Source organism: Caballeronia sp. LZ001, from assembly GCF_031450875.1.
Classification (GTDB): domain Bacteria; phylum Pseudomonadota; class Gammaproteobacteria; order Burkholderiales; family Burkholderiaceae; genus Caballeronia.
Genome location: NZ_JARTVX010000001.1, coordinates 492,712 through 516,736, shown reverse-complemented (window position 1 = coordinate 516,736; position 24,025 = coordinate 492,712). Strand labels below are relative to the sequence as shown.

Here is a 24,025-nt window from a genome sequence, read left to right as displayed (position 1 = left end):
CTTGCTTCCTTAATCGAGGATTCGATTGCCTTGCGCATCGTAGCGAGGGCGCGTTCTAACATGGTTCCGGTAGCGCCTGACAGACTTAGGTTGCCGGCTTTGGCCGCTTGGAAGGCCATCGTCGCGTTACCCAGTGCATTCCGCATTTCATCCGCGAGTTCTTCTATCCGTTCTTTAAGACCCCGCGGTTCCTCCTGATTCTCGATTTTGCCGCGTTGATAGCTGAACTCCATCACGGCCCTTGCTATTGCCGTATCAAGGCAGTGATTCATCGTCCTGAATTCTTCGACCTTGAAGGGAACGTCGCGCTCATGCGCCAACGTGGTGACAGCCTGACAAACATCGCCATAATCGTGCACGACCTGATCGATCGTGTAACCCAATGCATGGAGTACGCATCCATGCTCGCTGGCTGATGCTCCAATTTCGGAATCCGTGACGACGCCGCTGGGCGGACCGGACGATGCTTGACCGCCAAGCGAGTTATCGCTCTGCTCGAAACGAAGCGTCGTAATCAACTGGTCTAGGAAGAGCGGCACGCCATTTTGGAGTTGGTCCCTGGACGCCGCGCGAAGGGGACGATTTGCCAATCTTTCCCGGCACTTCTCCAGGATAATGGCACGATTGTTCGAAAGGAAATTGTGCAACATTCTTGTCCTTGAGGCCGTCTGCATGTCAGTCGGCCTAATTACGGCGCGGAAATGCGAAGGCTTTGCCCATAACGAGGCGAGTGGCGGGGCGCGATGCTCAAAATTGACCGAGCGATCTAAACCAAAGAGCAGCGCTCCACCAGCGCTCAAGCGGACCTGCGCACGACTTCAATCACATACCAACGCTAGTCGCGGGTTTGCAGTGCGCGGCCGATGTCGGGTCGAGTCACGGCAGAGTGAACCTTCTGGGCACGCGGCCCCGAATCTTGATTATGAGGGCTGCGAAAGAACTTGCTACGTGTTATTTCATCATTGCGGCAAAGTAAGTGGTATCTGCTTGCACGGGAACGATCTTCAGGGGAACTGGGAGAGCCTGCCCGGCTGATCGTAATGCGCCTGCTCAGACGTTACACGGCGCTGATTGATGCCGACCGGCTCTCGCTTCCATCCAAATCACCGATCATCACCTAGCGCCACGCCGCTACAATAGCTTCCACGCGATCTAACGCGAGTAATGGTCGTTTGAGGACAACATCTGCGCGCGCGATGACCAATGCACTGGATATTCTCGGATCTCTTGGCTCGAGCCGCCCAATGTTACTGATGAGTTCGAGGATTTGTAGTGCAACCGCGTCGTGCTTGATCTCGTTAGCAATCATTGCTCGGCGCAGCGCTTGCACCATTACAACACCGTCCTCTAATCTCATCCCATCCTCACGTTGAGTAGTCGCACTGAGAAGAATCGCAAGTGCGTCGGAGCCACGTCCTTGTGCTCTGCCCGCGACGTGCGCGCAGTGCTTAGAGTCCGTTTCCTACGAGGAATTGAGCGCATAAGTATAGGAATGCAATGCTCGCAATCATTAGTTTTCCACACTGGTCTAACCCGCCTCGGACGCATTTGCAAGCGAACGGTTCGTAATCGGTTATTCGAACCGCACAATCCGGACTATAAAATATAGTGCGGCACCCTAATTGGGTATCCAAACTGTTCGTCCCCATACGCGAAGGAGGGGCGCTTGAACAATCTTAATCTCGTTGATGCACTCCGGCTGGCTATGACAGTGCTTCGCGATTCTGCAGACAATCGCAAAATGCCATCGGGCATTTCATTGGGCGCAGAGATTGCGGCACTACATGCCGATGCGGCGGAAATCCTCGAACTGTCGCTGAAGGAGCTGTCGAATCTTTCGGATGGGTGATCTCCGTGCATTCGGCGGGCCTTCCCAAAACTCATCGAAGCGGAGGCACGATGAAATCCGAATGGGAGCGCTCAGGCGAGCGGATGTAACAAGCGATCGAAATTCACTTTAGAGAGATCGAGCGGCTTAGACGTTGGCCGCGCAGCCTTCTTGTGGTCGGATGTCTCGCCGCAATGACTGCGAGTGCCGCGCTGCTTTTTCTCATACAGCGCTTCTTCTGACCGCAGCTGCGAGGACGACACAGCCGTGCGCGCTTAAACAGACTTCGCGCCAGACACCAGACCGACTGCAAAATAATCAAATGCAAGGTTGCGAACGCTCGTTTCTTTGCAACGACGTACGAGTGCAAGGTAGAGGCCGAGTCCCTTCGACCATTCATGGTGAAATTCAGTGATCCGGATGTGAAGGGAGCGCCGCCAGTTCCGCAGCAACGCCGACCATCCGAAAGGTCTGCTTTGAGATGGCGTCCCCACGCTGCATTGGGGAAGCAGCAATCAGCGTCCGGTGCAGTCCTTGTCGCGGTGACTGGTTACGGCCTGCAGCAAGATAAAGAAAACGCGCTGGCAGCAGGCTTCGACTCCCACTTTGTCAAGGCGCTAGACGTTGGCAGATTGTTAGCGACCTTGCTTTACGCCGGCGACGGGAATGATCCGTCAACCGCGACGGCAACCAGCGCGACAGCCCGCCCCTTGCAGGTGTACGCTTTCAGACTTCAGCGGTGAGCTGTTCAAGCAATTCGACTAACGCAGTCGCAGGGTTGCCTTTCTGACAATAGCCGTGTCGCCTGCCGGAGCCCGCTGCTGAACAAAGGCCTCGTCGTGCGCAGTTAGGGCGACTATTACGACGTCTTTGAGCAGAGGCTCGGATCTGAATCGTCGCGCCACCGCAAACCCGTCTAATTCGGGCATCGATATGTCGAGGAAAACTACATTCGGCACCCACTCCAACGCTGTGCAAATAGCGCTTGCACCCCCGTAGGCAGCCTTGGAAATTGTGCCAAATAGTCCGAAATACGCGGTAAAAGCGTCCGCGGCATTCGCATTATCGTCCACCACCAGCACCCGCAGGCTGTTGTCGCGGCTTACCACGAAACGACTGGTCCAACGGCGCGCAGAAGTGCTAGAGGACGGCATCGATGTATGGTTTGCTTATGAACATACAAAAGGTAGCACAGCGAGTTCCCGTACGAGCGGCGTATTTGCTGCTTAAGGGTTTGCCCGCAAACGCTAATTCGAAGTGCCGCTGCCGAAATAGCCCGTCGGCTTGCCCATGCGAAAACCGAGTGTTTGAATAAATGAACTCGATCGTTACCTCCTTCACTCGCCCAACGGCCGCCTCGTCACGTATCGGACGCCTGTGTCGTTCGTCGGCATAACATGTGCTGAGTCTATTGCGACAAACCTGGCGGACGACGTCAATGACATTTCAGCTGAAAGACGTTCTCGATACGGCCGGACCCACGGCGAGCCTCGTGTTTGCCTCTTGGATTTTCCTACAACTTTTGGGTCAAAAATTCGTAGGCGCCTTTGACCGGTACCGAACGCTAGTCACCGAATACCGTGCGACGGAAACCAGCAATGACCGGCGGCGGCACGTCGCCGAACAGATACCGCTTTACAAGCGCCGCTGCGAGCAGATGCAACGGGCGACCGTCATCGGCGCCATCGCGGCAATGATGCTGATTTTCACCTTGCTTTCCGGAACAATCGTTACCATTATCGGCGACGATTGGCCGCCTTTGAAGTATCTAGGCGCGGCGTCTACGGTCAGCGGGCTTGCGCTCTTGCTGGGCCGCGTCGTACCTGATCCTTGAGAACCGGTGCGTGATAGACGTGCTGCACAGCGAAGTGAAAGATCTCCCCGATGTTGCACGCAAAGCCGGAGTACAGCCAGATAAGTAAAATCCGAATCGGTAACTCCTTGACAGATGAATCCGAATGAATATTGTTTGCGTCGCTTGGGGTTCGCTTTTGTGGAATCTAAAGGGCTTCCCAATCGTCGGCGAATGGCGCGACGGCGGCCCGCTTCTACCCTTGGAGTACGCCCGACATTCGGACGGGGAGATTATCAGTCTCGTCGTGCTTGAGGGCGCACCGGTACAACCAACTTTTTGGGCACCGGTTCTTGTTGATTCTCTTAGCTCGGCACGAGAAGCGTTGCGGATCCGCGAAGACATCCGCGCGAATTTTGACGAATGGATTGGCAGTATTCCGGGCCCTGGGGGTATTGAATACGAGCAATCTCAGACGCTGACCGAATGGATGGACGGCACCGGGGCAGACGCCGTCATCTGGACGGCGTTGCCAGCAAAGTCGCGCGGTCACAACGGTCGAGTACCGAGCGTGGATGAAGCAACTGCCTACCTGCAGTCACTGCATGGCGACGAACGGACGCGCGCCGAAGCTTATATTCGCCAGACACCGGCGAGCATCCGCACGCCCTTTCGGGCGCACTTCGAAACAGTATTGGGCTGGCACCCCGAGCAAGAACGCAAGCGAGGTTAGGACGCTGACGTTGTTCAGCGTGCGGTGCACAGGTGTTCATTTATGTTCACTGGCGGCTCGTCGCCCTTGAAAGGCCCACGAGGCACAAATTCGTTGACGACGCCGGGAAATGTCGAGCAATGACGCGAGATCGGCCACAGATCTGTTCAATGGAGCCACGCTCACGCGCGCTTGTGCGACCGCAGCGGGCGCGGTCCACGCGAGCACGCACAGTTGGCGAGTATCTCGCGTCTGTCCAATTCCTTTTGGTACATTTTTTGCTGACATCGAACTGTTCGTCTATTCAACGGTGCTATGCGCAACGGAAAACGCCCAAAGCTAGTTCTCTTCCCGTTCAAATCTGTCGCACCGGCGGCCGGCTTGACCGAGAACGACTTTGCTGTTTATGCGTCCTACCGCGGCACTCGCGCGAGCGGCTTTCACGGCACGTTGAAGGTGGTGCGTAAGACGGATTCCAAGCTGTTATATCCGTTTGATGGCGCTTCGCCAATCGGCCCTTACACGGGACCGGACGAGGCGCTCGCAGCTGCCCAGCAAATCGGTCGAAAGATCGTTGACGGCGATATTGCAAATCCCGAGCTATAACGGTTACCGACGTCTCTATGAAAGCGGCTCCGAGCGAATCTCAGTTTCAGCTGACCCGGGATGGAGTCGAGTTCGCGATACTCAAAGATGGTCGGCGGGTTGAGTGCGTGATTTTGTTAGGGGCGTTGCAACAGTGCTTTTGGCTCGACCTACCGGCTCACGATGAACGCATACGGCAGTGCTTTGTGGACGGCTATGCTCGCATCCGCGCGATGGCGGAACGAAAGTCTCTGGTTGCTAGCTCCGACATGATTCGCCTGACGCCGACGGACTTTCTCAGAAGATGAGATGACCGTCTGGGCGGCGACCACTTAGGCGCAGCCGAAGATGTTTGCGCTCTTCTTGCGTTCTCGATCTTGTTACCTCCGGCGCGGTCGTCGGTTCCAATGGATCACCAAGACTTCACGTATCCGGAGAATGCCTCCCCAATCATGAAACGCGGTCCGAATCGAGTCGGTCCAAGTGGTCATCACCCAAAAGTCCCCGTCCAACTGCCGCTTTGCGTTGATGACGGCAAGACGCTTCGATGCGAACGTTTGGGGCGCGGCGGTGTCTTGCTCGCGCTTATCGCATCCTGTCCGAGCAGCCCATCTCCACCTCGCTTTTTCGTTATTGAAGGCGACCTCGAAGACTCGGTAGCCGCCTGGGACGCGCTTATACAATCTGTATCGATTGCTGGAAATGCTGTCGTGCACCTCAGTGGCATCAGACAACGCTTGGGACGGGCGCGAGCCAACTTGCCCCTGTGCTGTCGGCTTGTAGATTCGCGGGTCAGTCCGTCGCTGCATGGTCAAATGGGGGTCACCGGGTCGGTTCAATGGGACTCAATCTTGATCACATCAAGGCGATAGACAGAGTCCTTGGCCCAGATCTCCACCTCATATGGACTCCGGCATCCAAAGATGCCTTTCACCGCTACATCATCGATAAAGATGCAGCCGGACCAAACGCCGCAAGAAGTGCAGTAGATCCTCAGGTATGTTTGCGGACGCATGATTTTTCCTGAGGGCCGAGGATGAGGTCAGCATACGCTTGTCAATGGCGAAAAGCTCTTGTGACCGACTTGGCTTGTTCCGCGTTATGCCATGCGCCGGAGAGCGACGCGAATAGGACGCAACGCGTGGAGCGCGTACCAGCAGTTTCCGCATGCGTCCCTCTAGCGACCCGGCAAAGCTGGGCGCTCCCTTCCCTTCGCGATCAGACCATCGCTCAGTGCGGCAGTCACTCTGCGGCAGGCAGCACTCGAATGTCGGCGCCAGGACGAACCGCGTGCGCGAAAGCGATTGCCGCGCGCTCGTCGTCGCCTAAATTGACAGTGATCCCGTCATCCGTCGGAATTTAAGCCGGTCTCGGCCAGACTGCATCGGGAAGCCAGCTAAAGCGTATCGTAGGTATATTCCATCTGCAAGTTCATCGTCGCCGAGCAAGATTTTCGGCGTATGATACTTCCTGCTATTGCGGTGGACCACGCGGCTCACTTTTTCCAAGCAACAGTCAGTCCAGATTACACCAGCAGCGCGAGTAGACGATCGTAAACGACTGGTTTCGCCAAATGATGATCAAAGCCAGCATCGAATGCCGCCTGACGGTCCGCTTCCTGGCTCCAGCCAGTAAGCGCGATAAGCAAGAGTGTTCCGCTCGGAGCCCCGAGCCGTAGTTTCCGGGCGACTTCATAGCCGGATATGTCCGGCAGGCCAATATCGATGAGCAGAACATCGGCTTGAAAATCGGACATTGAACGCAAAGCAGCCTGGCCGCTACTTACAGTTGCGGTCACGTGTCCATCGGTTTCAAGCAGCATCGAAAGGCTAACCGCTGCGTCTTCACTGTCATCGACGATCAGAACGCGGCGCTGCTTATGGTCCGTGGGCGGTAGCACCTCCTCGCTGTCCTGCTCATTGGTTTGAACTGGAGCGAGCGGCAAGAAGATCGTGAATTCGCTGCCTAGCCCCACTCCCGCGCTTGCCGCAGTCACCTTTCCGCCTTGTTGCTCAGTCAACGCTCGCACAAGAGACAACCCGATACCAAGGCCACCTTGTGCATGTGAGCGGGCTGATGGCAGCTGTGAAAACATGCTGAACACCGTCGAGAGGCTCTCGGACGCGATGCCGATGCCCGAATCACGTACGGTGACTGCTACTTCGCCATCATCACGCCATGCTTCGACTTCGATCCTCCCTCCAGCCGGCGTGTATTTCGCAGCGTTGTTAAGAAGGTTAAGGATGATCTGAGTGAGTCGGGTCGGGTCTGCTTCGACATATACCAATGAGCTCGGAAGTTTCGTCGTGAGCTGGTGAGACTTCGCTTGAACGAGCTCATTTGCGGCTTCGATTGCACCATGAATTGCCTCGGCAATGTCGACGCGCTCTAGGCGCAGCTCAAGCTTGCCCTCCGCAACACGCGAGATATCCAGAAGGTCATCGACAAGCCTTCCGAGCTGCGTAACCTGGCGTTCCAGCACGCCGCGGGACCATTCGGCTTGTTGCGCAGAGACCTTCTTGGTGGCGAGAAGCCTTACAGCCGCATGGACCGGTGCCAGTGAATTGCGCAGTTCATGAGCAAGCGTCGCCAAGAACTCGTCCTTGTGGCGATTAGCAAGGAGCAGGGCATGTTCTGCCCTACTCTTTGCTTCAAGAGCGTCCTCGGCTTGCCTGCGAGCGCGGAGAAGCTCGCGCTCATATTTATGACGGTCATGCACGACTATGCAGGCCAGGTCATCAATCTGACCATTCTCAAGCGTCCTTCGGGATGCATTGATCAGCATCGGCACCTTGTGTCCATCGCGGTGACGAAATTCAAGTTTGACTTCTGCGACGGACCCTTGCATCTGCAGTAACGGCGCCCAGTGAGTCTGGTGAAAAACTTTGCCGCCCATCGTCAGGAGGTCCTGCACGCGCTGACGATTGACCAAATCCGAGGCTTCAAGACCCAACCAACGACAAAACGTGGCATTCACACGCGTGATGGTCCCGTCGGTCGCGGCGGTGATGAGACCGCACGGCGCGTGCTCGAAAGCGTCGCTCAGTGAGCCAGACGGTCCAGGGGTGGGTTCCATCTTCAGAGGCCTAAACCGCGCAAAAACGCTTGCGTTGCAGCCCCACTGGGCTCGGGCGCGCTCAAATGCGGACAGTGCCCCACATTGTCGACGACGGCAAGCGTGCTGCCGACAATGGTCCTGTGCATGTATTCACCGACCGCAACCGGGGCAAGTAAATCATCGTTGGATTGAATGATAAGCGTCGGAGTGGTGACACTGCTCAGCTCACGCCGATGGTCGGCAAGAAACGTGACCCGCGCGAAGTGGGCAGCAATGTCCGGATCCGTTCGGCAAAAACTGTTCGCCAGTTCTTGCCCGAGCTCAGGCCGCTCGGGAGCGCCCATGATGGCCGGTGCCATTGACCCCGCCCAACCAAGATAATTGTTTTCTAAGGTTTCGAGCATCTCTTCGATATCGTCCCGCTCGAACCGGCCAACGTACTCGCCGTCATTGATGAAACAGGGAGACGGGCCAATCATGATGTTCGCCGCAAATTTCTTCGGCGATTCGATGGCCGCGAGCATGCCAATCGTCGCGCTGACAGAGTGCCCTACAAACACTGCCGGGCCGCTCGCGAACTGATTGACGATCTCAAGCACGTCGCCCGCGTAGCCGCGAAGCGAACCATACTTGTTGCGGTCATAAGCAGACAAGTCTGACCTCCCGCTGCCGACTAAATCAAACATGATCGTTTGATAATCCTTCCCGAACGTCGGCGCGAAGGTGCGCCACATGTTCTGGTCGCAGCCGAAGCCATGTGCGAAAACGAGCGTGACAGGTCCCGCTCCTTGGATATGGACATTGTTGCGCGTCTTGAGATTCATAGAAGCTATCCGAAAGTCAACCCCGGATTATTTCATATGCGCTCGCTAAGAAACTTTTCGACTTCTGCCACCGGAGGAACGTCCGTGCCCTACCCGTTGTAGGATGGCCGAAAGCTTGACAGTTTAAATTAGTGCGGATCCAACAGCCCAAACCGCTATGAAAACAAACGACCCGTTTGTCGAAGCCGAACCGATGTATACCGTACCGACTACGTCCACGCCGGCATACGCCAATCGGCATCCTATCGCTCGAGCTTTCGATTATTTTGCAAGTGCTGTTACGCGTTGGGCTGGATCACCCCTCGCTTTTGGCCTCGCGGTCGTTTCCGTGATTGCCTGGCTTGTCTCAGGACCCGTGTTCCACTTTTCAGAAAATTGGCAGTTGGTGATCAACACCGGTACCACCATCGTCACGTTCCTGATGGTCTTTCTGATCCAGCAGAGCGCGAATAAGGATAGCGTCGCCGTCCATTTGAAACTTAACGAGCTGCTGGCGTCACACCGGTCAGCTAATAATCAACTGATCGGAATCGAAGACGCGTCGGAGGACGAGCTGCGAAAACTCGCCGCCGCTTACTTAAAACTTGCCGCCGACGAAGAAAGTGCTCGGCGGCATCTTAGCGACGACTTTGGCGCGGCTGCCGACATTGCGCGTCGGCTTGCTGAGACGAGAGCACGATCCGTGAACGAAAGGTCGTCCTGAAAAGACATTTAGTTAAACGTCCGGTCACGGTGTGGTTCGATTGTAGGAGGGTTTCGCAGCAAAGCGTGCAGACTAACCCTTGGCCGGTCCACCACCGCTCCGGTCCGGGGGCAGTCAATTCAATGGGACTCAATCGTGATCTCATCAAGCCGATAGACAGAGTCCTTGGCCCAGCTCTCCACCTCGTATGGACTCCGGCATCCAAAGATGCCTTTCACCGCTACACCATCGATGAAGATGCAGCCGGACCAAAAGCCGCAAGAAGTGCAGTAGATCCTCAGGTATGTTTGCGTACGCATGATTCTTCCTGAGGGCCGAGGATGAGGTCAGCATACGCTTGTCAATGGCGAAAAGCTCTTGTGACCGACTTGGCTTGTTCCGCGTTATGCCGTGCGCCGGAGAGCGGCGCAAACCAGATGCAACCCGCGAAGCGCGTACTAGCGGTCTCAGCATGCTTCCTCTCGCAAACCGTCAAAGCTTGGCGCTCCCTATTGGCGGCTAACGTCCAATGTTGAAATGTTAACCGCTTGCCATCGACGAGATACTCCTGCTGCATAAATCCTAACTACTTGAATTCATATCACCCCCCTCGCCGGAAACATTTTCGACGACGCGCTGGTGACCAATAGTGAAATGAAGCAGCGCACTGATCGGCTATCCGGATGAACTTTTGCCAGGATCAGTGGCTGTTCCCGCAACATCCGTCAATGTTGAACCTTCGGTGGCACAACTAACGCTATAACTTGCCCGATAGCGTGAAGCTGTTGGCACCCGTTGACCAAGCAGCATACCAAATCGCATCCGGCTACAATGCCACAGAGGCGACGATGCGACGTACTTACTTCAACAGGCTGTTACCTTATTGAATGAGTACTGCAGCCAAGCTCGGTTATCCCGCGTCGTCGTCCCCGCCGTAACGGGTCGCCGCCTCAAGCATGCGGCGCTGATGTCTCACAACCGCGCGCGGCCTGCGCGGTTGTGAAGTTAAAGCTCGTCCGTTATAAATCGGGCTATTCACGCGGGGGCCGCTTGTAATCTATCCCCATCCCCGATCCCTGCGAGCGGCGCAACGCCACTACTCATCCAGCGGGTTGCACTGCTTTGGCTCGCCCTGCTATGCCACGTGCTGACCGCGTGTCTTCGAGGGCGCAATCCAGCAAGTCGGAAACGATGCCGGAAAGAGGTGAAGTCGCCGGAGCGTGTTCCAGTAACGTCCCAAGGAGTTTCCGATCGAGGAGCAAGCTAGGTTCTACGCATTTCGCGCTTCCGTTCCCATACTTCGCTTTGTGCTTGAGGGTTGGAAGCGACGAACAACGCAGCGAACGAGCACAACCCGATCAGCAAGGTTAGCCGCGTTGTTGTCTTGCGCCCGGAGTTGTGCACGAACTCCTCGGGACTCTAGCTCGACGAGGATGGAAGGTCACAGGCATCACCGGAGGCACCGCTCCCGACCTACTTTGGCGCTTAATACGAAACGCGCTATTTATGGCTCAAACGCTTGGGGGCCCGAATAACGATGAAGAGGCCGGCCCCGACAAGCGCCAACGCCCATCTAACGGGGTTGATTTGAGCCGGCCGTGCAGCGCGTTCTAGGGCACCCTCGTCCGGTCTCACCCGTCCCATGCTCGCAGATGTTTGCGCAAGCGGCACGGCTGACATGGGCGCCGCTGTGCCCAACGTTCGTGAAGCCGGGGAGCCGGCGCTGTCATCGCGGCTATTGCGGTCTTTATCCGTGGCTGCGCCGTTTTCAAGGGTCTCACCGCTTCGTTGTTCAACGCGCGATGCAGCCGCTTCCGCCCCAAGCAACAGAACGGCGGCAGCGAAGTAAAGCCACATCAGCAAGACTGCCAGCGATCCGGCGGCTCCAAACGCGCTGGCCGTGCCAGCATGTGTCAGATACAGGGCGAAGAGCTTTTTGCCGATCGAAAAGAGAACAGCGGCGATGCTGCCACCGACCACTGCATCCCGCCAGGGTACAGGCCCGTCAGGCAGATATTTAAGCAATGCAGCGAAGGCGCATGACAATATCACGAGCCCAATCACAAATTGCGCGACGTCGGTCAAAATAACTAAAGGCGACGCTCCAAAAACCCACTTCCCTGCAGCTTGTAAAGCAGTATCTAAGACGAGTGATATCACGAGTAGGAACGCGACACCCATCACTAGGCCAAAGGAAATCAGGCGTATTTTGACAAGCGCCGTCACGCCCGACTTAGGGCGCTCTTTGGCCGGCCAAATAATCGATAAAGCAGTGTTCAGAGAAGAAAATGTAGCTGAAGCACCGACGGCTAACAGCGCGAACGAGATCAAGGCAGCGACGCCCCCGCCGCCGCTCCGGTGAGCATGCTCCACGATAGTCTGAACGCTCGCGGCCGCATCTTTGCCAAGCATTCCACTTATTTGACCAAAAAGTTGGCCACGCGCTGCCTCCGCGCCGAATACAAGCCCCGCCACCGCAATCACCATGACGAGCGTCGGCGCGAGCGAGAACGCAGAATAAAAAGCAATGCTGGCCGCCATGGGCGCACCGCGATCTGCTGAAAAGCGTTTGAACATCCGAGTGGGCCATGCACTCGCCCGGCCTAAAAGGGACTTCGAATTCATTGCTGGCTCCTTGCGTCGGTGACTTGTGCCTATAGCATTCTCGATGCCTATGTAGGTTCGGGAGCCAATGGACGCAAAACCCCGCAGCGGTCGTGGCGCGCGGCTCAACTGGATCGCGCAACTCGAATACGCAAGGTTGCGGAGTGTCGCCTATGTAACTGCATTCGGCGACCTGGCTCGAGTCAATCAGTTTTCACTTCGATTAGGTCGTATGCGTCAGCGCATCCCGTGTTGACAGGAGTTCATCAGATAACGAGGATTTTCCGCAGTAGACCGTATGAGACGCGCCAGTGTCCTTCGGAATCTGTCACGGCGATGGACGCCGTTTTCGCATTGAGTCTGACGACGGTGCCAACACGCTCGTTCAGATGTTTGTCGGTGAATCCCACGGTGTCGCCGATGAAGAACTCTTCGGGGCGCGAGCGAGGTGGCGGCGCTTCCTTTTGAGTTGGGGCTGCGGTGGCATCGAGGAGAATCGCCGCATACAACACTGCCCATCGGCGGCGAGTCACGTTGTCCTGTACGACCGCTTGCGTATGTCGCAGCTCGGTGACAGTGCCTTCCAAAGGCGGTCCCAACGGATTGTCACCGATGTATCGGACCGTCATCCCAATGTGCAGTCGTTGACGGACTTCAAGAATGCGTCGCGGGTCATCGAGCATTTTGCCGATGGTCAGATATAGGCGATACAACTCAGCGCTGGGGGCCTGCCGAAGGGAGTCCAAGATGTCCATGAATGTTGGGGTAATTAGCGGGCAAGCGGCAGCAGTTCATGCACGCGATTGACGGGATACGACGGCAACTTTTCCAGTGTTTCCTTCAGCCATGCATACGGTTCGAAACCGTTTAAGCGAGCCGTCCCGAGCAATGAATACATTGTGGCCGTCGCACGAGCGCCTCGCGGGGAGCCCGCGAAGGTCCAGTTGACTCTTCCAAGAGCAATCGGCCGGATTTGGCGTTCCAACGCGTTGTTGTCGGGTAACAGAACTCCGCTCTCTGTGTAGCGAATCAGCGCTTGCCAATGACGCAACGCGTAGCCAAACGCTTTGGCGAGGGGTGCCTGAGTCGGCAAGCCAATGACGTTGCCTTCCAGCCATTGCCGGAACTTTGCAAGTACCGGTAAGGCCTCAGCTTGCCGCGCCGCATATTTGCGGTCAGGGGTCTGATGGTTGATTCGCGACTCAATGGCGTATAGCTGTGCGATCCATTGCAGCGCCTGTGCCGCGAGTCCCGGCTTGCTTTGGGTCTTGGCGATTTCAAAGAACCGACGGCGGCAATGCGCCCAACAACCGACCGCGATGATGTCGCCGGTTTCGTAGAGGGCCTCGTGCCCGCTGTATGCGTCGGCCTGCAAGTAGCCCTTGTAAGTTTTGAGGTAACCCTGCGGATGCGAGCCCGCGCGCGATTCAGCGAACTCGAACACGACCGCCGGAGGGTGATCGAGCCAAACGCCGTTCTCCTCGCGTTGGCCCGCACCCAGTTAGCCCCATAATCGCGCAGTGCGGGTGGTCTTGCGGCCCTTCTCAAGCAAAGGCAGCGTCGTGTCGTCGACGTGCATGCGCGGCGCCTGCAACTGGTGCGCACGCAGCGGAGGCATAAGCACGCCAAGCAATTCTGCTGCGGCTAACTTCCATTCGCACAGCGTGGCTCGCGGCAGGTGAATTCCACGGCGCGCATAGCGCATCTCTTGCCGATTCAATGGCAGATGATCAACGTAGGTGTTGACCAAAATGTTCGCGAGCAGACTCGCGCTCGCATTGCTCTTGGGCAGCGGCGAGGGCTGAGCGCTCGCCGTCACGATGGTCGACTCGCCATCCTTCTTCGCTGCATACTTGAAGCGGATATGTTCGATGACCGTGAGCCTTGACGGCTCGTAATGCAGCGTCTCGCTACGCTCTTCGCCGATGCGCTCAAGCGCGTCGAATGCGGCCTTCTGTTCGTCGCTCAGGTCATATTCGATGCGCGTGCGTGGCAAGTCCTTTGGCAACGCGGGGCGTCCTTTCCGGGTGTGCCCTGTGACTTGAACCTTCGCGGACTCGGGGGGAACGGGAATATCTGTGGCGGCGTCGAACAGCTCGGCCTGACCCGCCAGGCGCTCGGAACTCGCGCCGAAGCGAGCGCGATTGAGCTGCGCGATCTGATGCTGAAGGCTATCCAGTTGCTCCCACAACACGCACGCGAGCCGATTCTGTTCGAGTGCAAAGGCTTGCAGGGCCTCGAGCTCCAGTGGCAGATCCCCGGCAGTGACGGCGGCGGGCAGCATGTCAACCATGATGCCCAACTCGCGCGACGTTTACAAGCTTCGGTGAGCGCTGTGCGAGATTCAGGGCAGCGTTTAAGCCACGCGCGTCACCGCGACGGCGCGATGAGGCTCGCGCGCCGGAATCTCAATACCTTCGAGCCACGCATTGAGTTCCGCAAGCGTGAAGCCGCGTTGTGCGAGCGCTGCCGGTGATGGGAAATGCCCATGTTCAAGCCGTTTGTACCAAAGCGCGAATCCGGTACGGTCCCAATAGAGGCACTTCACCTTCGTGCGGTCACGCCCGACGAACACGAACAGGTTGCCCGAAGCCGGCTTCTGCGCAAGAAGCGGTTCGACCAGATAAGACAGCGTGTCGATCGACTTGCGCATGTCGACCGGCTCGCGGCAGATGTAGGCTCGGACGTCAGCGGCGATCAGCACCGTGCACCGCCAAGCTGTCCGAGCACAAAGCGCACAATGCGCTCTGCATGCACGCCACTCATTTCGATGCGAACGCCGGCAATCGATAACGCCACGCGATCACGCGTCGATGACGATGACGATGACGACGGCGTATCGGCGGAAGCAGATGATGGTGTCGCCGCAGGCTCACCTTCGAGGCGAGCAATGACGAACGCGGCGTCGGCCGTCACGGCCAGCGGACTCGTTGCAGACGTCTCGCCCGCAAACTTCTTGCGCCACAATCCAAAAGTGCTGACGGCAAGACCTTGTTCGCGACAGAAACGCCGAGTGCCAACGCCGCTCATTTTCCATGCGGCGACCATCTCTCGCCAGAATGCCTCGCCTTGGCGAGGGCGCCGAGCCCCCGTTCGCACGACAGCTCGCCCCATCACGTCGTCGTCCATCGCATCACTCCCATCACTACGATGGCGAAACTTTCGCATCATGCACCCTGACACTCAAGACGGGATGCGCTGACAGATACATTAGGTCAGCCGGTTTCCACTTCCCATTGAAATAAGCTTCCTCGGGGCCGTACAAACGGAACAGGAAGAACCAGCCTTTTAATGGAAAAGAGCCAACAGCTCGTTGATTTTACGAGCATGAATGTGACTTTTCGATTCCCTCGATGGTGTTGTCGAGGCGCAACGTTTCCCTGTGCCGTGGGCGCTAATTCTGCTACTACACCGGTCCGGTGCGCTTAGTCTGCTACTGCAGACTAGACGTTGTAGCGCGCGCGCAGGCGGACGATGTCCAAATCGGTGCTCGACTGTTTGCGCTCGACACTACTTTCGATGTCTGTCTCGAAGACCGTTGGCATTGCCCCCACTTCGCTGGAAACGAATTGGGCGGAACTCCGATCTTGCGGATTGGAGGAACACAGGAGAACACGGGCCTGACTGAGACAGCAAGTTGCTGCAGGCATGTCATGCGGAACGACTGCTAACGCCGGAAGCAAATGCCCCGCAGAAAGATTGCCCGAACTATGCTGCATTAGCGGAATTAGTGCACCCAGTAGCAGAATTAACGCACCTCTACAGCCAGCGCATTCGGCCAGCCCGGCGATCGCGGCTATCGACGTCCTGGCCGGTGGTCATCGCAGCCTTCGCAACCCAAACAACTAGTGTGTAACCGTCCGCAATACGCCGCCGTACCGTGGTGATTTCCAACGTCAGAAACAGCAGCCTATGACCAATATGATGCGTCGACATTGGCTCTGGGCCAGCCCGCGCGCGGCGTGGAAGCGCGCCACGTGCCGCGGAGACCACTCTTGCCCACCTTTCCGGGCCTAACGAACATCGTCATCTGCGCAACACCTATCCGCCGCGCACGCGCCTCTTCTCGGCCTGCACATAGGTGGAGTGGTTTGCAACGACGTGTGAACGCCAAATTGACTGAATAATTGCTCAGGTGCATTGATACGGATGCTTGACTGTATGAAAGCGCCGCACTAATTTCCAGCAGCAATCGCGCGGCGAGCACGAAACATGGATTGGTTGCTTATCGAGGTGAGCAAATGGTTGAGGCGATTTGGAGCTTCGGCCGGATTGAAGCACCTCAACACATGTAGACCTCTGTAATGCGGTACCAACCCGCGAATATCAGCGTGATCCACCGTCGAGACTTACTGCTACGCCGCCCTCAGGGAATTCGGATGGCTAAGGGAATCTGAAAACCGATCTCAAATTGACATGGGAAGTCATATCAATTAACGGACCTCTACACCAGGTTTCACATCCCCGCACGTCTCGAAGCGGGCACGGTGACCTATTGCCAACTTTTCAGTTTGAACGAAGCAGTTTGAACGAAGCGCCTCCGCCGGCACGGACGTTGCGCGTGATACCTTTCTTACAATCAGACTAATGAAGCGCCGCGTCCAAGCGCAATCGTGCACATGGCTTCCGCACTTATCTTCGAAGAAATCTTCAACACCGCTCCGACGGGCAGTTACCTCCTTTCTCCTTCAACGGACGCAATCATTCTCGCGGTCAATGACGCCTTCCTGAAGGTCTCGACGCTTCGTCGCGAAGACATGGTCGGGAAAAGCCTTTTCGACGTCTTCGCAGACAATGCCTCGGATCCGGACGACACTGGCGTCGAAGCGCTGCGAGCGTCGATCGCGCGAGCGATCGAGACCGGCGAAACACAGGCGATGCCGCTGCAGCGCTTCCCACTTTGGATAGCCGCTGATGACGGAAGCACCCGTTACGAAGAACGGTTTTGGAGTGCGGTCAACACACCGATCTTCGATGCTGCCGGGCGCTTGTTGTGTGTTTCTCACACCACAACCGATGTTACAACGGCGCACCTGACCCGGCAGGCCCTCGCTGCAAGCGAACAGCGATTTCGCAGCTTGTTTGACGCGATCAACCAAGCGTTCTGCGTCATCGAGCTGTCGTTCGATGAGAATGGAGAGGCGTCCGACTACAGTTTTGTGATGGCAAACGCCGCATTCGAGGCGCACACCGGGCTTGGAGACGTCGTTGGAAGGCGTGTCTCGCAGCTCATTCCTGGCCACGATCGCCATTTCTTCGACATCTATGGTGCGGTGGCAACCAATGGCCAGCCCGTGCATGCACGCAGAGAGGCAACAAAGCTCGGACGTTGGTTCGATATTTACGCCTTCCGTCCCGACGTCGCAACACCGCGCCAAGTTGGTGTACTTTTTTCCGACATTACAGAGCAACGTACGAGCGAGAAGCGGCTGCTCGCGAGCGAGCGAGACGCGCACGCTGCCGCGCGTAAGGCCCTCGACGCTACGCGTCGCCTCGATGCAGTATTAGAGGCCGTTCCAGTCGGCATCGTCGTTAGCGACAAAGTCGGCGCTATTGAGCGAGTCAACCGTTCCTTTGTTCGCTTGTGGGGAGAAAACCATCCCCGCCCGGTGCAAATCGGTGATTTTAAACAGTGGAACGGGTCTTGGGCCGATCATTCCGACCGGCACGGCCAACCGCTTGCCGCTGACGAGTGGACGACGGCACGCATTCTGCGCGGTGAGGACGCTTCACGGGACATTGTCTCTATTGAAAGCTTCGATGAGCCACCCGATCGGCATACGCTTCTAAGCACGGGCGCGCCGATCATAGACGATCACGGTGAAATCGTTGGTGCAGTTGTCGCCCAGTTAGACATCACCGATCGGATTAACGCTGAAGAGGAACTGCGGTTGGCAGACAAGCGCAAGGACGAGTTCCTGGCGATGTTGTCTCACGAGCTGCGCAACCCTCTCTCGCCAATAGCGAGCGCAGCAGAGCTAATGCGAGTGGCACCCAACGATGCACAACGGGTCAGCAAGTCATGTGAAATCATCTCTCGGCAGGTGAAACACATGACCGGGCTCATCGATGACCTTCTTGACGTTTCGCGGGTGACGCAAGGGCTGATCAAACTCAACATGGAAGTGCTCGACGTCAATCGGGTAGCCGCCGATGCGATTGAGCAAGTCAGGCCGCTCGTCGAGCGGAAGAAGCATCGTCTGTCGCTGCACACTTCCTCGACGGCGGTATTAGTGCGGGCCGATGAAAAGCGGCTGACTCAGGTATTTGTCAACCTGCTCAACAATGCTGCTAAGTACACGCCGGACAACGGCACTATCGACTTTACAGTCGCCGCCGAACGCAAGTTCGTTAAGGTCACTGTCGCTGACAACGGGATCGGAATGACGCCCGAGGTGGCGGCACGCGCATTCGACCTATTCTCTCAAGGCGAACGCACTTCCGATCGCTCGCAAGGCGGGCTTGGAATCGGTCTCGCGCTGGTTAGAAGCTTGATGCAACTTCACGGAGGAAGCGTCCGAGCCTTTAGCTCTGGGCCTGGACGAGGCAGCCGATTCGTCATGTGCCTTGAGCACGTGGAGACGTCCGGCGCGTTACGAGACCAGCAAATGCAAGAGCCCTCAACCACACCGTCACTTACCCAACTACGCGTGCTGGTCGTCGACGACAATTTGGATGCCTCGGAGACGCTCGCGATGCTGATGGATTCGCTCGGCAATGAGGTGCGGGTGGCGTCGAACGGTAATGCGGCTCTAGCGGAAACGGAACAATGGAGCCCGGACATTTGTCTTCTAGACATTGGCTTGCCAGATATGGACGGGTATCAGCTGGCGTCGCTATTGAAAAAGCGGCAATCAACATCCGGCGCAGTCCTCGTCGCGGTGACTGGTTACGGCCTGCAGCAAGATAAAGAAAACGCGCTGGCAGCAGGCTTCGACTACCACTTTGTCAAACCGCTAGACGTTGGCAGGCTGTTTTCGTTGCTTGGTGACCTTGCCTCACACCGGCGACAGGATTGATCCGGTAGCCCAGGACGGCAACGCCGCGCGACAGCCCGCCGCACTTAGGGGTACGCTTTCAAACTTCACCGGTGAGCTGTTCAAGCAATTCGACTAACGCAGTCGCGGGGTTGCCTTTCTGACAATAGCCGTCGAAGTCGCCTGCCGGGGCCCGCTGCCGAACAAAGGCCTCGTCGTGCGCAGTTAGGGCGACTATTACGACGTCTTTGAGAAGAGGCTCAGATCTGAATCGTCGCGCCACCGCAAACCCGTCTAATTCGGGCATAGATATGTCGAGGAAAACCACGTTCGGCACCCACTCCAACGCGGTGCAAATAGCACTTGTACCCCCATAGGCAGCCTTCGAAGTTGTGCCAAACAGTCCGAAATACGCGGTAAAACCGTCTGCGGCATTCACATTATCGTCCACCACCAGCACTCGCAGGCGGTTGTCGCGGCGCACCACGAGACGACTTGTCCAACGGCGCGCATAAGTGCTGAGGACGGCATCGGTGTATGGATTGCTTATGAACATACAAAAGGTAGCACAACGAGGTCCGGAACGAGCGGCGTATTTGCTGCTTAAGGCTTCCCGCAAAATCGCAAAGATCAAAGCGCATACGTTTGATTTTGACGGCATCCTGAACGCTAATGGGCTTCCAGCAAAGCTTTCCATTCCCACAACTCATCAGTACACGTGAAAACGACCGGCCCCATGGCCTTCCCGGCGCAACAGACGGACCAGCATCCGCGCTCCGACGAACGGAGGCTCCAGGCGCACTGGTCGATCCAGTGCATCAAGTTCTGTTCAGCCTCGCTGACCTGCCGCGGCCGATAGTACGCACTCCATCTGGCAATGCCGACAAGCTTTGTTTGCTGCGACGCCGGTAACTGATGGCCACGGTCAATCATCGCTTTGCGCTCAGCAATCCCGCCTTGTTAAGCGCGCCGCTTAGAAAATCATTTTCCCGAGAAAGCCTGCCGATCTTGGCGTGTAGGGTCTTCACCTCTACCGGAGGCTCATTCGATGTCACGTCCGCCGTTCCAAACACGTCGGCCGCACGCTCCTGCAACTGCCGTTTCCATTCCGTGATCTGTTCGAATGCACATCAAACTGCTGCTCTAGCTCGCAAGCGTGCGCTCGCCCTTGATGCTCGAGTGTTGTTCCGTGCGCCTCGCATGCGGCGATGTCAGTCGGAGTACAGCCAGATGAGTGAAATTCCAATCGGTAACTCCTTGACAGATGAATCCGAATGAATATTGTCTGCGTCGCTTGGGGTTCGCTTTTGTGGAATCTAAAGGGCTTCCCAATCGTCGGCGAATGGCGCGACGGCGGCCCGCTTCTCCTCTTGGAGTACGCCCGACATTCGGACGGGGAGATTATCAGTCTCGTCGTGCTTGAGGGCGCACCCGTACAACCAACTTTTTGGGCACCGGTTCTGGTTGATTCGCTTAGTTCCGCACGAGAAGCGTTGCGGATCCGAGAAGACATCCGCGCGAATTTTGACGAATGATTGGCAGTATTCCGGGGCCTGAGGGTATCGAATACGAGCAATCTCGGACGCTGACCGAATGGATGGACCGCACCGGGGCAGACGCCGTCATCTGGACGGCGTTGCCAGCAAAGTCGCGCGGTCACAACGGTCGAGTACCGAGTGTGGATGAAGCAACTGCCTACCTGCGGTCACTGCATGGCGACGAACGGACGCGCGCCGAAGCTTATATTCGCCAGACACCGGCGAGCATCGCACGCCCTTTCGGGCGCACTTCGAAACAGTATTGGGCTGGCACCCCGCGCAAGAACGCAAGCGAGGTTAGAACGCTGACGTTGTTAGCGGGCGGTGCACAGGTGTGCATTTACGTTCACTGGCGGCTCGTCGTCCTTGAAAGGTCCACGAGGCACAAATTCGTCGACGACGCCAGGCTGAAATATCAAGCAGAAGGTTGAGCCGCCATATTGGAAGTAGCCTAGCTCATCGCCCTTCTTCACACGTTGCCCTTCAAGCGCCACAATGTTGCAAGACGACACTTCGGCCATGCCAACGAACACACACGCAACCTGACCGACCTCGCGCCTATCTGCTTCAATGACGATCACCGCCCGCGTCGCGACTGCAGTTATGTAGCCTTGCGAATCATTAAGGCTGCTAGGTTCTTCACCTTCCGATTCGGCATCTGAATAGTAGGTCCCGTCCACCAGATAAGCTTTGACGATTGTCCCGCTAACGGGCGCGTGCCAGCGATGATAATAAAACGCGCTCAAGAACGCTTGGTAAATTGAACCGCCCTCAAAACGTCGCGCAAGCTCCAGCTCGTTCGCACTGAATATCTCGGCCAATGAGTATGGCTGTGACTTGATCCAAAACGAGTCGCGAAGCTGTACGTCATGTTTAATGTTGTAAGGAGATGCCTCGCAAGCACTTACAATCACGCGATCATCGTTTGGCTGGGCAACCGGGCGCACACCCGATTTGAACTCGCGCGTGAAGAAATGATTCCATGACGCGAAGCCCCGGAAGGGCTTGTTCGGGTCGCAGATGAACTGCGACAGCCCAATCTTACTGTCAGCGGCAGGGCTGAACCACCCGGTGGACGGCTCATCGTTAAGATGCGTGCGAGAGTACGGTCCAGACAAAAACCCGGCCCACACGTTTAACACCCGTTTCAGATGCGCGTTGAATGCCGGATCTCGAAAGAGCGCATAGCCGGCGGGCATAACCATTGGCCAGTCGAACAAGGCGTTCACGGGACAATGGATCAAACTCGACTCACTGAATGGCGGCGCGTAGTGCAGCATCGCATCAAGTAGCACGATCAATTCTTCGATCGATGAGTAGCCAAGTCGATAACCGATCTCCAAGGCTTGCTCGATCGCACGCGTCAGATCCATTCGCACGACGGCATCATTACGGATGAATGACGCGAGGTCGGCCACAGATCCGTTCAATGGAGCCACGCTCTCGCGCGCTTGTGCGGCCGCGGCGAACTCCAGCCGGAAACGTACAACGCTGTCCTCGTCGCGCGGTAGCCAATCACCCAACCGTCGGCGTTGATTACCTTGTGTGTTTTGTGCATTCTTCAAATTACGCTCCGTTCGTCTAAGCGCGGTCCACGCGAGCACACGCATTTGGCGATTATCTCGCGTCTGTCCAATTCTTTTGGTACATTTTTTGCTGCCACCGAACTGTTCGTCTATTTCAGCTGTGCTATGCGCAACGGAAAACGCCCAAAGCTAGTTCTCTTCCCGTTCAAATCTGTCGCACCGGCGGCCGGCTTGACCGAGAACGACTTCGCTGTTTACGCGTCCTGCCGCGGCACTCGCGAAAGCGGCTTTCACGGCACGTTGAAGGTGATGCGCAAGACGGCTTCCAAGCTGTTATATCCGTTTGATGGCGCTTCGCCGATCGGGCCCTTACACGGGGCAGGACGAGGCGCTCGCCGCTGCCCAGCAACTCGGTGAAAAGATCGTCGCTGGCGATATTGCAAACCCCGAGCTATAACGGTTTCCGACGTCCCTATGAAAGCGGCTCCGAGCGAATCTCACTTTCAGCTGACCCGACATGGAGTCGCGTTCGCGATACTCAAAGATGGTCTGCGCGTTGAGTGCGTGATCTTGTTAGAAGCGTTGCAACAGTGCTTTTGGCTCGACCTCCCGGCTCACGATGAACGCATACGGCAGTGCTTTGTAGACGGATATGCTCGCGTCCGCGCGGTGGCGGAACGAAAGTCTCGGGTTGCTAGCTCCGACATGATTCGCCTGACGCCGACGGACTTTCTCAGAAGATGAGATGACCGTCTGGGCGGCGACCACTTAGGCGCAGCCGAAGATGTTTGCGCTCTTCTTGCGTTCTCGAGCTTGTTACCTCCGGCGCGGTCGTCGGTTCCAATGGATCACCAAGACTTTACGTATCCGGAGAATGCCTCCCCAATCATGAAACGCGGTCCGAATCGAATCGGGCCAAGTGGTCATCACCCAAAAGTCCCCGTCCAACTGCCGCTTTGCGTTGATGCCGGCAAGACGCTCCGATGCGAATGTTTGGGGCGCGGCGGTGTATACTCGCGCTTATCGCATCCTGTCAGAGCAGCCCATCTCCACCTCGCTTTTTCGTTATTGAAGGCGACCTCGAAGACCCGGTAGCCGCCTGGGACGCGCTTATACAATCTGTATCGATTGCTGGAAATGCTGTCGTGCACCTCAGTGGCATCAGACAACGCTTGCGACAGGCCAAGCCAACTTGCCCCCGTGGGGTCGCCGGGTCGATTCAATGGGACTCAATCTTGATCACATCAAGGCGATAGACAGAGTCCTCGGCCCAGCTCTGCACCTCATATGGACTCCGGCATCCAAAGATGCCTTTCACCGCTACATCATCGATAAAGATGCAGCCGGACCAAAAACCGCAAGAAGTGCAGTAGATCCTCAGATATGTTAGCGGACGCATGATTTTCCCTGAGGGCCGAGGATGAGGTCAGCATACGCTAGTCAATAGCGAAAAAGCTCTTGTGACCGACTTGGCTTGTTCCGCGTTATGCCGTGCGCCGGCGAGCGACGCGAACAGGACGCAATGCGCGAAGCGCGTACCAGCACTTTCCGCATGCGTCCCTCTAGCGACCCGGCCAAGCTGGGCGCTCCCTTCCCTTCGCGATCAGACCATCGCTCGGTGCGGCAGTCACCCTGCTGCAGGCAGCACTCGAATGTCGGCGCCAGGACGAACGGCGTGCGCGAAAGCGATTGCCGCGCGCTCGTCGTCGACTAAATTGACAGCGACCCCGTCACCGGTCGGAATCTCGACCTGCCAGCGTCCATCAGCGGCCGGTCGAACGATGACCTCGGTGTCATCCGCGCCTTCAGGTGTAAGCATGTAGACTAGGTTCTCCAATATGGAAAGAATATTGCACTCGTTCTTCGAGCGACGGAGCGCCTCATACAAATCAATCGGCT

General features: G+C 56.9%; 18 protein-coding genes and 4 pseudogenes. 10 read left to right on the top strand and 12 right to left on the bottom strand.

The genetic code is table 11. From position 1 onward, the window contains the following. Nucleotides 1–650, bottom strand: a pseudogene (locus P9292_RS02315) (sensor histidine kinase); the annotation flags it as partial. Nucleotides 651–1,666: 1,016 nt separating this feature from the next. Between P9292_RS02315 and P9292_RS02310 the strand changes: the two are divergent. Continuing rightward, nucleotides 1,667–1,849, top strand: a complete 183-nt coding sequence (locus tag P9292_RS02310; protein WP_309853096.1) for a hypothetical protein — start codon at nt 1,667–1,669, stop codon at nt 1,847–1,849. A gap of 740 nt (nt 1,850–2,589) precedes the next feature. On the opposite strand, the gene P9292_RS43090 is transcribed toward P9292_RS02310, so the two are convergent. Further along, entirely contained in the window at nt 2,590–2,982 is a 393-nt protein-coding gene (locus P9292_RS43090) for a response regulator (RefSeq protein ID WP_404989493.1), read from the bottom strand. 284 nt (nt 2,983–3,266) lie between these two features. Between P9292_RS43090 and P9292_RS02305 the strand changes: the two genes are divergently transcribed. From P9292_RS02305 to P9292_RS02290, 4 genes are all read left to right on the top strand, one after another. Next, nucleotides 3,267–3,662, top strand: coding sequence for a DUF2721 domain-containing protein (locus tag P9292_RS02305; protein WP_309853099.1), 396 nt, complete (start codon nt 3,267–3,269; stop codon nt 3,660–3,662). Between the two features lie 124 nt (nt 3,663–3,786). Beyond that, a complete protein-coding gene (locus P9292_RS02300; RefSeq protein ID WP_309853102.1) occupies nt 3,787–4,353 on the top strand; it encodes a hypothetical protein in 567 nt (188 codons plus the stop codon). Nucleotides 4,354–4,713: 360 nt separating this feature from the next. Further along, complete coding sequence (locus P9292_RS02295; RefSeq protein ID WP_309853107.1) at nt 4,714–4,938, top strand: DUF6723 family protein; 225 nt, start codon at nt 4,714–4,716, stop codon at nt 4,936–4,938. 17 nt (nt 4,939–4,955) lie between these two features. Beyond that, nucleotides 4,956–5,225, top strand: coding sequence for a DUF1488 family protein (locus tag P9292_RS02290; protein ID WP_309853110.1), 270 nt, complete (start codon nt 4,956–4,958; stop codon nt 5,223–5,225). 1,217 nt (nt 5,226–6,442) lie between these two features. Here the strand turns inward: P9292_RS02290 and P9292_RS02285 are convergent. Together P9292_RS02285 and P9292_RS02280 are read right to left on the bottom strand one after the other, a co-directional pair. Next, on the bottom strand, nt 6,443–7,993 hold the full coding sequence (locus P9292_RS02285; protein WP_309853114.1) for an ATP-binding protein: 1,551 nt from the start codon (nt 7,991–7,993) through the stop codon (nt 6,443–6,445). 2 nt (nt 7,994–7,995) lie between these two features. Then, a complete protein-coding gene (locus P9292_RS02280; RefSeq protein WP_309853118.1) occupies nt 7,996–8,799 on the bottom strand; it encodes an alpha/beta hydrolase in 804 nt (267 codons plus the stop codon). 157 nt (nt 8,800–8,956) lie between these two features. On the opposite strand from P9292_RS02280, the gene P9292_RS02275 reads away from it, so the two are divergent. After that, nucleotides 8,957–9,502: a low affinity iron permease family protein gene (locus P9292_RS02275; protein ID WP_404989494.1), complete on the top strand. Its 546-nt coding sequence runs from the start codon at nt 8,957–8,959 to the stop codon at nt 9,500–9,502. Between the two features lie 1,707 nt (nt 9,503–11,209). Here P9292_RS02275 and P9292_RS02270 read toward each other — a convergent pair. The 5 genes and pseudogenes from P9292_RS02270 to tnpA form a co-directional block, all read right to left on the bottom strand. Continuing rightward, a pseudogene (locus tag P9292_RS02270) lies at nt 11,210–12,106 on the bottom strand (YihY/virulence factor BrkB family protein); the annotation flags it as partial. A 245-nt stretch (nt 12,107–12,351) separates the two neighbouring features. Then, nucleotides 12,352–12,840, bottom strand: coding sequence for a hypothetical protein (locus P9292_RS02265; RefSeq protein ID WP_309853124.1), 489 nt, complete (start codon nt 12,838–12,840; stop codon nt 12,352–12,354). A 14-nt stretch (nt 12,841–12,854) separates the two neighbouring features. Continuing rightward, nucleotides 12,855–14,369, bottom strand: a pseudogene (tnpC, locus tag P9292_RS02260) (IS66 family transposase). 72 nt (nt 14,370–14,441) lie between these two features. Beyond that, nucleotides 14,442–14,789, bottom strand: coding sequence for an IS66 family insertion sequence element accessory protein TnpB (tnpB, locus tag P9292_RS02255; RefSeq protein WP_035570528.1), 348 nt, complete (start codon nt 14,787–14,789; stop codon nt 14,442–14,444). Then, nucleotides 14,783–15,214, bottom strand: coding sequence for an IS66 family insertion sequence element accessory protein TnpA (gene tnpA / locus P9292_RS02250; protein ID WP_309957904.1), 432 nt, complete (start codon nt 15,212–15,214; stop codon nt 14,783–14,785). The genes tnpB and tnpA overlap by 7 nt, the downstream gene beginning before the upstream one ends. A gap of 1,490 nt (nt 15,215–16,704) precedes the next feature. On the opposite strand from tnpA, the gene P9292_RS02245 reads away from it, so the two are divergent. Beyond that, the gene (locus P9292_RS02245) at nt 16,705–19,104 is read left to right on the top strand and encodes an ATP-binding protein (protein ID WP_309853130.1); all 2,400 of its coding nucleotides are present in this window, start codon (nt 16,705–16,707) and stop codon (nt 19,102–19,104) included. A 58-nt stretch (nt 19,105–19,162) separates the two neighbouring features. Here the strand turns inward: P9292_RS02245 and P9292_RS02240 are convergent, their stop codons facing one another. Further along, the gene (locus tag P9292_RS02240; protein WP_309853134.1) at nt 19,163–19,759 is read right to left on the bottom strand and encodes a response regulator; all 597 of its coding nucleotides are present in this window, start codon (nt 19,757–19,759) and stop codon (nt 19,163–19,165) included. A 1,155-nt stretch (nt 19,760–20,914) separates the two neighbouring features. Next, on the bottom strand, nt 20,915–22,210 hold the full coding sequence (locus tag P9292_RS02235; RefSeq protein ID WP_404989496.1) for a phosphatidylserine decarboxylase family protein: 1,296 nt from the start codon (nt 22,208–22,210) through the stop codon (nt 20,915–20,917). 81 nt (nt 22,211–22,291) lie between these two features. Here P9292_RS02235 and P9292_RS02230 point away from each other — a divergent pair. From P9292_RS02230 to P9292_RS02220, 3 genes and pseudogenes are all read left to right on the top strand, one after another. Continuing rightward, nucleotides 22,292–22,441 (top strand): annotated as a pseudogene (locus P9292_RS02230) (hypothetical protein); the annotation flags it as partial. A gap of 31 nt (nt 22,442–22,472) precedes the next feature. Next, nucleotides 22,473–22,583, top strand: a complete 111-nt coding sequence (locus P9292_RS02225) for a DUF6723 family protein (protein ID WP_309853140.1) — start codon at nt 22,473–22,475, stop codon at nt 22,581–22,583. A gap of 17 nt (nt 22,584–22,600) precedes the next feature. Continuing rightward, a complete protein-coding gene (locus P9292_RS02220; protein WP_309853143.1) occupies nt 22,601–22,870 on the top strand; it encodes a DUF1488 family protein in 270 nt (89 codons plus the stop codon). A gap of 883 nt (nt 22,871–23,753) precedes the next feature. Here P9292_RS02220 and P9292_RS02215 read toward each other — a convergent pair. Continuing rightward, nucleotides 23,754–23,945 carry a hypothetical protein gene (locus P9292_RS02215; protein WP_309957902.1) on the bottom strand — a complete coding sequence of 64 codons (192 nt, stop codon included), beginning with the start codon at nt 23,943–23,945 and terminating at the stop codon, nt 23,754–23,756. Between the last annotated feature and the right edge of the window lie 80 nt (nt 23,946–24,025).

Bases quoted from the DNA above. Each gene is read 5' to 3' on its own strand.
- P9292_RS43090 (WP_404989493.1), bottom strand. From the start codon at position 2,982: ATGCCGTCCTCTAGCACTTCTGCGCGCCGTTGGACCAGTCGTTTCGTG.
- P9292_RS02305 (WP_309853099.1), top strand. From the start codon at position 3,267: ATGACATTTCAGCTGAAAGACGTTCTCGATACGGCCGGACCCACGGCG.
- P9292_RS02300 (WP_309853102.1), top strand. From the start codon at position 3,787: ATGAATATTGTTTGCGTCGCTTGGGGTTCGCTTTTGTGGAATCTAAAG.
- P9292_RS02290 (WP_309853110.1), top strand. From the start codon at position 4,956: ATGAAAGCGGCTCCGAGCGAATCTCAGTTTCAGCTGACCCGGGATGGA.
- P9292_RS02285 (WP_309853114.1), bottom strand. From the start codon at position 7,993: ATGGAACCCACCCCTGGACCGTCTGGCTCACTGAGCGACGCTTTCGAG.
- P9292_RS02280 (WP_309853118.1), bottom strand. From the start codon at position 8,799: ATGAATCTCAAGACGCGCAACAATGTCCATATCCAAGGAGCGGGACCT.
- P9292_RS02275 (WP_404989494.1), top strand. From the start codon at position 8,957: ATGAAAACAAACGACCCGTTTGTCGAAGCCGAACCGATGTATACCGTA.
- P9292_RS02265 (WP_309853124.1), bottom strand. From the start codon at position 12,840: ATGGACATCTTGGACTCCCTTCGGCAGGCCCCCAGCGCTGAGTTGTAT.
- tnpA (WP_309957904.1), bottom strand. From the start codon at position 15,214: ATGGACGACGACGTGATGGGGCGAGCTGTCGTGCGAACGGGGGCTCGG.
- P9292_RS02245 (WP_309853130.1), top strand. From the start codon at position 16,705: ATGGCTTCCGCACTTATCTTCGAAGAAATCTTCAACACCGCTCCGACG.
- P9292_RS02240 (WP_309853134.1), bottom strand. From the start codon at position 19,759: ATGGAAAGCTTTGCTGGAAGCCCATTAGCGTTCAGGATGCCGTCAAAA.
- P9292_RS02235 (WP_404989496.1), bottom strand. From the start codon at position 22,210: ATGCGTGTGCTCGCGTGGACCGCGCTTAGACGAACGGAGCGTAATTTG.
- P9292_RS02225 (WP_309853140.1), top strand. From the start codon at position 22,473: ATGGCGCTTCGCCGATCGGGCCCTTACACGGGGCAGGACGAGGCGCTC.
- P9292_RS02220 (WP_309853143.1), top strand. From the start codon at position 22,601: ATGAAAGCGGCTCCGAGCGAATCTCACTTTCAGCTGACCCGACATGGA.
- P9292_RS02215 (WP_309957902.1), bottom strand. From the start codon at position 23,945: ATGCTTACACCTGAAGGCGCGGATGACACCGAGGTCATCGTTCGACCG.